We start from the raw sequence: 8,267 nt of genomic DNA on the forward strand, positions 1-8,267 counted from the left end.
CGTCGGCACCCGGGCCGGGTCATACGCGGTGGCCGGCAGCCGGTCCGCCGCGGCCAGCGCGGCCTCGCACGTACCGGGGTCGAGAAGGCCGGGGACCCGGACAGCGGCGAGCGTGCCGGCCGCGAGTCTGGCCAGGTGGCGGCCGGTGAATGCCGGGGCGTCCGCGGCGGTGAACAGAGGGTCGAGCACGCGGGGCATGAGGTGCCTCCGAGTGAGGAGAGTTAAGCATTCCGTGACAGATACGGTGTACCGTACGCTGGTTCCTATGCCCAGGCAATCCGCGTCACTGGAACGCGCCACACCCGAACTCATCGCTGGGACAGCCCTGCTGATCATCGATCAGGAAGGTCCTCAGGCCCTGAGCTTCCGTACCCTGGCCGCGAAACTCGACATCGCCCACACCACCGTCCAGCGCCGCTGCACCGACATCGCCGGGCTCCTGGACCTCTGCGCCGACCACCTCGCCTCCGCCCTGCCGGACATCCCTCCGGACACCGGCTGGGCCACAGCGACCGAAACCCGCTTCAGCGGCTTCTACCAGCTGCTCACCGAGCACCCCGGCCTGCTCACCCTGCGCGCCGGCCGCCCCTGGCTCGGCCCCCAGCTCCTCAGACGCCTGGTCGAACCGCAGCTCGCCGACAACCTCAACGCCGGGATGACCCCCAAGGAAGCCATCACCGCCTACCGCCGGATGTACCTGCTCACCCTCGGCAGCGCCAGCTTCGTCGACCACCGCAACCCCAAAGCAGCCCAGGCCACCACCCGCGCCGCACTCGCCGCACTCGACCCCGACGAGTTCCCGGCACTGACCGGAAACCTGGCCGACATCCTGCCCACCGTCACCGACCACGACGTCTTCTACAGCGCACTCCGCCAGCTCATCCAAGCCGCCGACCCCGCCCCCAGTGCTCCGGGCCCGCAGCCCAAACCGTCGACAACGTGATGGCGAGGACTACACAGTTGCGGCAGCTCGGGCCGCATTGGCCGTCAGGGCGTCGGCACAGAACACACGGTCACCATGGAAGCTGGGCACCGAAAAGGCCGAGCGGCGACTGGAGGCTGCGCGCTCCGACCGCCCGCGTCAGTCGCTGGAGTGGCAGACACCAATCCCCCGCCTCCAGGCGCAACGGCCCCCTCGTCGGCCTCCAGCCAGGCAGGGAAGCCCAGTCTGCTGGAAGCCAGCCGGCTACCTGCCCTCCCACGACCCGCACCAGGCGATGCTGCCCCGCGCCACAGCCTGGCTCTCCGCCCGCGCTACCGCGCTCGCCCGCCATCACCACCAGCGGGCCGCCCGCGCAGAGGCCACTCCGTGGGCGGTCTACGACGCCATCAAAGGGCTCGCGGGTATCGGCCGCGTCCTCCTCGCCGCCCACGATCCGGACCGCCCCGGGGCGGGGCGGATCCGAGACCTCAGGTGATCACCAGACGGACGCTGGGCTTGTCGACGGTCACGTCACCGGGACGGGCAGAGTCCTGGCCGTCCCGGCGGAAGGCACGCATGACCGGCTCCCCCACTCCCCTGGCCTCACGGTCGAAACGCCGGACCGCGTCGGCCAGGCAGGCGGCGAGGCTCTCACGGTCAGGGCCATGGGCGATCACGCCCAGCTCATAACGCTCCTGGGCCGCCTGCGGCACACGGCGCAGCGTGAGGTAGGCCAGTGAGTTCTCATCCCATACGGCGGGCATCCCCTTGTCCAGCACCCAGCCGACCAGACCGCGCTCGGCCGCGGTCTGCGTGGCACGCAGCCTGCCGTAGGGGGCGACCGCGCCCGCGAGCCACACTTCCAGGCGCGGCAGCAGTCCCTCCGAGCCGCCCAGCTCCACCCCGGTCCACTGCTCCTGCCGGGGTCCGGCGAACGCCGCGGTCAGAGCACCGGCGTCGGCGGGCTGCTCCTCGTCGACGACCAGCCGCACCTCGTGGCCGGCCAGGCGTACGACACGCGGCGCGTGCGCGCTGCCGCCCTGCATCGCAACGAAACCCGAGACGATGAGCGTGTCGCTGCGCAGATGGTCCTGCTCGCGGGCGAAGGCGATCGTGCGGGAGAGTCCTCGGAAACGCAGGGGCACCACCAGCCGCCCCTCCGGGGCAAGCTGATCCAGCCACGCCGGCGACAGATCCGCGGCGCCGACAGTGACCATGATGCGGTCAAACCCCCGGGCAGGAGCTTCCGGAAGCGGGAGAGCGCCGTCCGCCTCGCGGACTCGCACCTGCCCGTAGCCCGCCTCGTCAAGCAGCCCGCGGGCCCGCGCGGTGATGTCGGGATCGATGTCGACGGTGGTCACCGCCCCCTGTCCGCCGACAAGTTCCGCCAGGAGCGCCGCGTTGCATCCGCCGGAGCCTACCTCCAGCACGCTCATACCCCCAGCCACCTGAGCCGCCTCCAGCATCCGCGCGTGCAGCCACGGAGCCGAGACCGAACTGACCGGCCGGCCCCGCGCGTTGCGTTTGGTGAAGACGCCTTCGGGGGCCCCATACACCTCCCCGGCAGGTCTCTCGGGGACGAACAGGTGCCGAGGCACCCTACGGAAGGCGGCCTCCACCGCGGCCGAGGAAGGGCACCTCGCCCGCGCAGTTCCTCGACCATCCGCTCGCGCAGAACGCCAGGCGACTCCGCGCCCACACCAGTCCCGATCACGCAGAATGTCCTCTCCGGTCGCCCCGCAAGCCGTCATCACCGCACTGATACGGACCCGAGTACAGACCGCCGCCATGCAACACGCCGCGCCTCACCATGGAGCGGAGTTGGCCAGAAACTCCGCGCGCCACTGCGGAAGTCAAGCGGCCGGCCGCTGGTCATGGCCCACTGTGGAAGCCGCGTACATCTCCCCGGCCCTGCTCGTGGTGGAGCTGGTGGCGGCCGGTCATGCGCCGGCCGAGGCGGAAGGCATCGTCGCCAGCTGCCCTTCCGCGCACGCGCGCATGTGCCGAGCGGCGGCCGGACGGCGGCCCGGAGAGGCCTCGCTCGCCGCCGTGGCACGCGCGGCAGCGGACTGGGCGGCCCACGGGACCGAAATCCCCCTGCCATTGTCCTGAGGCACACCGCCAGCGCCGGGCAGCGGCCGAAGAGCCGAATCGAGACATTCTCTGCGATTCGGCGGCCGGAACAGTCAGTGATCATGCAATCTGAGAGTGCCCGGTTTGTTGAGGTGAGGGGATTCATGGTGGCTGAGAGCCAGAGCGGTAGTGGCACCGGTGGGGCACACAGCAAGCCGAAGCCGGAGCTTGGGAAGGGAACGCCGCCGCCCGGGAATGCGGACGGACAGGTAGGAGACCAGCCGCCGCCTAGCGGGAAGCGTCGGAAGTAGAAGTGGTTGTAGACGAGTTCGCACCGCTGCGCAGCCGGCTCGCACGCGTGATGGACGACCAGGGCAGGTGGCCGGAGGATTCTCCGTGGGTTCGGGACGCTGTCGAGGCCGTGCCGCGTCATCACTTCGCGACGGACCGCGTATGGACGTGGGACGGCTCCGCCTATGCCCCGGCAGACCGTGACACCGATCCAGAGCGCTGGGCGGAACTCGTCTACCCTGCCAGTCCCGTTGAGCCCACGATCACGCAGATGACGCAGGGACTGCCGTCCTCAAGCCTGTCGTGTCAGTCGGTCGTGGTGGACATGCTCGACTCGTTGATGGCCGAGCCTGGGCACCGGGTGCTGGAACTGGGCACCGGCGCGGGCTGGAACGCGGCGCTGCTGGCCGCGCGGGCGGGCTCCGGACGCGTGACCAGTGTCGAGGTGGATCCCCTGCTCGCGGATGCCGCGCGTGAACGTCTCGGCGCGATGCGTGCGGGTGTGGAGGTGGTGGCCGGCGACGGAGCCGCCGGCTGGCCGGAGCGCGCGCTGTACGACCGGCTCATCGCTACGTACGCGGTCGATGAGGTGCCGTGGGCGTGGGTGGAACAGACACGGCCTGGGGGACGGATCGTCACTCCCTGGGGCAGGCTCGGCCACGTGGCCCTCACTGTCGCCCCGGACGGAAACTCGGCCACGGGCTGGGTGCAGGGCCTGGCCCAGTTCATGCCGGCGCGCGGCACCGACCAGGGCCGGACACTGAGCGAAGTACGCGGTGACACCATGCCGGACGTCGAGGGCCTCTTCGCCCGCCAGAACCTGCTGCCGCTCCAGGCCGACGTGAGCCTGCTCTTCGCTCTGCGCGTCCTGCTCCCCGATGTGCGGATCACGACGAAGGCCGACAAGGCCGTGACGGCTTGGCTGCACGACGGCCGGTCCTCCTGGGCCACGCTCGTCACCCAGGAGGACGGCCGTGTGGTGGCGTATCAGGGCGGCCCCCGCCGGCTGGCTGACGAGACCGACAAGGCGTGGCAGAGATGGCAGGACGCGGGCGCACCGAGCCTGTGGGACTTCGGCATGACCCGTACCCCGTACGAGCAGTACATCTGGAGCGGCAACCAGGAAACCGGGCCACGCTGGTCACCTGTCTCGCAACCCGCACGAATCGCATGAAGTCCAGCAGCCCCAGCAGCCGCATACGATGATTACACCGACGTGGCGCACCCCTCGTCAAACAGTCGGCGAGCCCGCGCGGGAATGTCGGAGTCGATGTCGGCGTCCCGGCATCGTGCTGTGGTGGCGCGCCTCGCAGCGCAGGTGCCGGGGCTCGTGATCGCCTACACCCATGGGAGTCGCAGGAGCCGTGCCGCAAGCTCGGCTTGATGTGAAGCCAGGCCATTTTCGGAGCTCGTATCCGTAGTGTCAGTGCTGTAAAAACGATCGGGCCGACCCCAGTTTCATGGGGTCGGCAGCTACTTGTCGGCGATCAGGATGCGGTCAGAGATCGAGCAGGAAGTCGAAGTCCGTATCCTTCGCGCCGAGCAGCCACGCCTTCGCCTCGGCAGGAGTGAAGACGTGGGGAAGTCGGCCCGGGTTCTGCGAGTCGCCGATCAGGACGTAACCGTCCTTGACGGCGACCTGCACGCAGTTCCCGCCGCCGCCACTGTACTTGGACACCGTCCAGTCGACCGACGTCAGGTCAAATGAGGACGCGTCCGGCTTTTTTGCCACTGTTTATAGCTCCTTGATCTTTTCCTTGAGGCGCATGTGCGTCTCCCCAGGGTCCAGCGCCCGCTCCCACAGATTGGTGAAAGCTGCGGTGTAGCGCTGCACGTCTTCTTCCCCGTCGAAGTACACCGAACTGACCATGGTCTCTACCCACACGACCTCGCGGGCAGCTTCGGGGAAAGTCATGAGGACGAACGCGCCTGCGGAGCCCGGGTGGAGGCCGACCACCTCCGGCAGAATGCGGATCGTGTTCCGAGGTTCCTCTGAGTCAGCGAGGATCCTCTGCATCTGCCGCCTCGATACTGAACGGTCCCCGATGGTGTCGAGGAGGGCTCTCTCGTCCACGAGAGCACGAAAGCCCTTGAGCGCACCTTCGCGAACCTGCAGCTGGCGGTCCATGCGGACGTCCACGAGGGCCTTGACTTCGGCAGAGCTCAGCTCGGGTCTTATCCGAGCGATGACGATCCGGGCATAGTCTTCAATCTGACACAGTCCCGGCCAGACGTCTCGTTCGTAGTTCGCCAGTTCGCTGGCCCGACGCTCCATCTTGAGAAAGCCCTCGAACTGCATGGGGCCCAGGAGGTTGGCGTTGCGCCGCCACAGGGCGGGGCGTGGTCGGCCAGCTGGTGTGGTGTCCGCGCCCAGGAGTGCCAGAATCTCCGAGGTTTCGGTGACGTTGGCCTGGTAGCACTCAAGCAGCGCCTCGACGAGGTCGCGGGCGACGCGGCGGCGCTGTCCGCCTTCCAGTCGGCTCAACCCGCTCTTGTCGATCCTGATACCGCGCTGCCGCAGCACCTCGTGGCCCGCAACGTCACCCTGGGTGAGGCCGCGCCGTTCACGCAGCTCTTCAAGGCGCAGGCCGACTTCGCTGAGGGTCAACGACCACGGCGTCTTCGCTTCTGGCATGGCGGCCAGTCTGACGGGTCGCCGCACTCCCTACAAGCAATTTGGCTGAACAATTTGCTCAACCATATTGCTAACCGCTCGCCTGAGGGAGCATCCTAGCCAAGGTCACGAAGTGTGCAGCGCCCGTCGCCCCGCGTGGGGGCCGTTCTGCTGCTCTGCTGCCCGTTACACGCCCAGGGAGGGGCCGCCGCGATGCGTCGGACGCTGTTCAGCCTCCTGCTGAAGGATCGCAACCTTCTCGGCTGGGAAGCGTTCTGTGTCCATTTCACGGCCGCCGGCCGGGATCTCGCCCGCGAAACCGGCAACCGCCGCCTCGCCACGGCCAGCGTAGGGCGCACCACGTTCGACAGGTGGTCCTCGGGCACGTGGTACGGCCGTCCCCGTGGTGAGTCAGCGCAAATCCTGGAACACCTGCTCGGGCAGACGATCGAGGAACTGTTCAGCCCAGCGCAGCCGCAGGAATTGCTAGCCACGCAGATCGGTTCGCGCTGGCCCACGTCCAACCTGCGGCTCCCCGCAGGCGTCTGGGAGATCGCCGGACGCCAGCGCCTGGACGGCACCAGCGCCGCAGTGCACCTTCTTCCTGTCACCAGGCGAGGTGAGGAAGCCAACGCTCGCGACCTGAGCCAGGACGGCCTGCACGACCTGGAGCAGTTCTTACGTCCGGCGCGCCGCGGGTTCCTCGTCGGTATCGAAGAGCGAGAGGACGACTTCAATCTGTACGTCCGCGACGCCGTAGCCGCTCGCAGGCCCGCTCTGCCGAGACTGCCTGCCACCAGAGCCTTGTCAATTCCCTCAGCCTATCTCCTGGACGACCTCACTTACGGCATTCTCTGGGCGCTTACCCAGCTCGATGATGGCCTCTTGTCCGATGATCAGGTCCTTGACGCTGAGCAGCACCTTCTTGACACCTACCTGTCCTTGCCCCGGTCGGCGCCCAGTCAGCTGCTCGTTGACCTGACCAAAGTCGGGAGCAGTTGGATGGGGTCGGCGTTCTGCGCCCGGCACATCGAGCAGGAGCTGGCCGATGCGAGCGAGGTTCCGGTCTTCTGGACTCGTGAACAAAGCGGAGAAGAGGCGGCCTGCTGGCTGTTCTTCAAGCACAAGCTGGACTACCTCCGAACCCTCCAACGCTTCCAAGGCACAGTGGCCCAGACCGCCCGAGTCTTCTGTCTGCCCGAGGCCGAGATGGCGCTCTCCGAGAGATATGAGAGGGTCCTGCTGCTGTTGGCGATCGCCCTCATGGAGCGCTTCGGGATCCGTGTCAGGGTGGTATCGAATGCGGAGTACTCGGAGGTGGACGGGGTGGCCCTGGTCCCCGGCCAGCGAGCCGTAGTTGCCAACTGGGTGCGGGTTCCAGGCGGGGCACTGTGGGCTGCTGGCAGTACATCGTCGCGCGGGGAACTGCGTACGTACGCCACCGTGTTCGCCGATGCGCAGGGTACCGACGTGCTGGTGGGCGAGGACTCGGCGGCCCGTCTGAGGTCGCTGGCGGATTATCTGCATCTGGACTGGGGCTGGTTGACTGCCCGGTGCCACGCGCTGGGCGAGCACGGCGTCACCGGTCTCGTTCGCCCCCGCAGCCGATTGCTGACCGTGGAAGCGCTGGATGAGACCCTGCTCTTCCTCGGCAAGCTCACCTCGTCCCGATGAACGCCGTCCGCGCTGTCATCCCTCTTGAAAGGTCTTTCGTGCTCTCCGCTGACCGAGACCCGAACCGCACTGTCCTGGTGCTCACCCTGGGTGGCACCATCGCCATGACGCGCACCGGCGCGGCATCCGGCGTCACACCGACGCTGACCGGCTCCGACCTCGTGGGCGTTGTGCCCAGCCTTCGAAACGCCGCCGAGGTCACCGTGGAGGACTTTCGGCACGTGTCCGGGGCGTCGCTGGCGATCAGCGACATCGTCAGCCTCGTGGATCGGCTGAAGCGGGCCGATCTTGGGGGCATCGACGGGATCGTGGTGACCCAGGGCACCGACACTCTCGAAGAGGCCGCGTACCTGACTGACCTCTACTACCAGGGCAGCACGCCGGTGGTCTTCACCGGCGCGATGCGCACGGCCGAGACGGCGGGAGCCGACGGCCCGGCGAACCTTCTGTCCGCAGTCCAGACCGCTGTGACTGCGGAGGCGCGCGGCAGAGGAGTCCTCGTCGTTCTGGGCGACGCGGTTCACGCCGCCCGCCACGTCCGGAAGATGCACACAACCAGTCCGGCAGCTTTCGAATCCCCGAACACCGGTCCCCTCGGTCACGTGGTGGAAGGGACAGCACGGTTCCACCACTCGCTGAGCCCGATCACCCCCGTACCGCTGCCGGCAGGCGCCCTGCCGCAGGTGGAGATCG

8 protein-coding genes and 1 pseudogene are annotated in these 8,267 nt (G+C 68.3%); 5 read left to right on the plus strand and 4 right to left on the minus strand.

Annotation, left to right across the window (positions count from 1 at the left end; translation table 11 throughout):
• Positions 1-189: pseudogene (locus GA0115259_RS04035) on the minus strand (proline hydroxylase); the annotation flags it as partial.
• 76 nt (positions 190-265) lie between these two features.
• Between GA0115259_RS04035 and GA0115259_RS04040 the strand changes: the two are divergent.
• Positions 266-943, plus strand: a complete 678-nt coding sequence (locus GA0115259_RS04040) for a TetR/AcrR family transcriptional regulator C-terminal domain-containing protein (protein WP_093590928.1) — start codon at positions 266-268, stop codon at positions 941-943.
• Between the two features lie 274 nt (positions 944-1,217).
• Positions 1,218-1,418, plus strand: a complete 201-nt coding sequence (locus tag GA0115259_RS04045; RefSeq protein ID WP_093590903.1) for a hypothetical protein — start codon at positions 1,218-1,220, stop codon at positions 1,416-1,418.
• On the opposite strand, the gene fxlM is transcribed toward GA0115259_RS04045, so the two are convergent.
• The gene (gene fxlM, locus GA0115259_RS04050) at positions 1,411-2,712 is read right to left on the minus strand and encodes a methyltransferase, FxLD system (RefSeq protein ID WP_093590907.1); all 1,302 of its coding nucleotides are present in this window, start codon (positions 2,710-2,712) and stop codon (positions 1,411-1,413) included. The genes GA0115259_RS04045 and fxlM overlap by 8 nt on opposite strands.
• A gap of 644 nt (positions 2,713-3,356) precedes the next feature.
• Between fxlM and GA0115259_RS04065 the strand changes: the two genes are divergently transcribed.
• Positions 3,357-4,460, plus strand: coding sequence for a methyltransferase domain-containing protein (locus tag GA0115259_RS04065; RefSeq protein WP_093590931.1), 1,104 nt, complete (start codon positions 3,357-3,359; stop codon positions 4,458-4,460).
• Between the two features lie 324 nt (positions 4,461-4,784).
• Here the strand turns inward: GA0115259_RS04065 and GA0115259_RS04070 are convergent, their stop codons facing one another.
• Positions 4,785-5,018, minus strand: coding sequence for a DUF397 domain-containing protein (locus tag GA0115259_RS04070; RefSeq protein ID WP_093590916.1), 234 nt, complete (start codon positions 5,016-5,018; stop codon positions 4,785-4,787).
• 3 nt (positions 5,019-5,021) lie between these two features.
• Positions 5,022-5,921: a DUF5753 domain-containing protein gene (locus GA0115259_RS04075; RefSeq protein ID WP_093590919.1), complete on the minus strand. Its 900-nt coding sequence runs from the start codon at positions 5,919-5,921 to the stop codon at positions 5,022-5,024.
• A gap of 192 nt (positions 5,922-6,113) precedes the next feature.
• Here GA0115259_RS04075 and GA0115259_RS04080 point away from each other — a divergent pair, with 192 nt between their 5' ends.
• Positions 6,114-7,574 (plus strand): hypothetical protein, encoded by a 1,461-nt coding sequence (locus tag GA0115259_RS04080; protein WP_093590922.1) that lies wholly within the window; start codon positions 6,114-6,116, stop codon positions 7,572-7,574.
• A 38-nt stretch (positions 7,575-7,612) separates the two neighbouring features.
• The coding region (locus GA0115259_RS04085; RefSeq protein ID WP_093590925.1) for an asparaginase domain-containing protein at positions 7,613-8,267 on the plus strand (655 nt) is incomplete at its 3' end.

The sequence above is a fragment of the Streptomyces sp. MnatMP-M17 genome (genome assembly GCF_900091995.1).
GTDB lineage: Bacteria > Actinomycetota > Actinomycetes > Streptomycetales > Streptomycetaceae > Streptomyces.

Bases quoted from the DNA above. Each gene is read 5' to 3' on its own strand.
- GA0115259_RS04040 (WP_093590928.1), top strand. From the start codon at position 266: ATGCCCAGGCAATCCGCGTCACTGGAACGCGCCACACCCGAACTCATC.
- GA0115259_RS04045 (WP_093590903.1), top strand. From the start codon at position 1,218: ATGCTGCCCCGCGCCACAGCCTGGCTCTCCGCCCGCGCTACCGCGCTC.
- fxlM (WP_093590907.1), bottom strand. From the start codon at position 2,712: ATGGCGGCGGTCTGTACTCGGGTCCGTATCAGTGCGGTGATGACGGCT.
- GA0115259_RS04065 (WP_093590931.1), top strand. From the start codon at position 3,357: ATGGACGACCAGGGCAGGTGGCCGGAGGATTCTCCGTGGGTTCGGGAC.
- GA0115259_RS04075 (WP_093590919.1), bottom strand. From the start codon at position 5,921: ATGCCAGAAGCGAAGACGCCGTGGTCGTTGACCCTCAGCGAAGTCGGC.
- GA0115259_RS04080 (WP_093590922.1), top strand. From the start codon at position 6,114: ATGCGTCGGACGCTGTTCAGCCTCCTGCTGAAGGATCGCAACCTTCTC.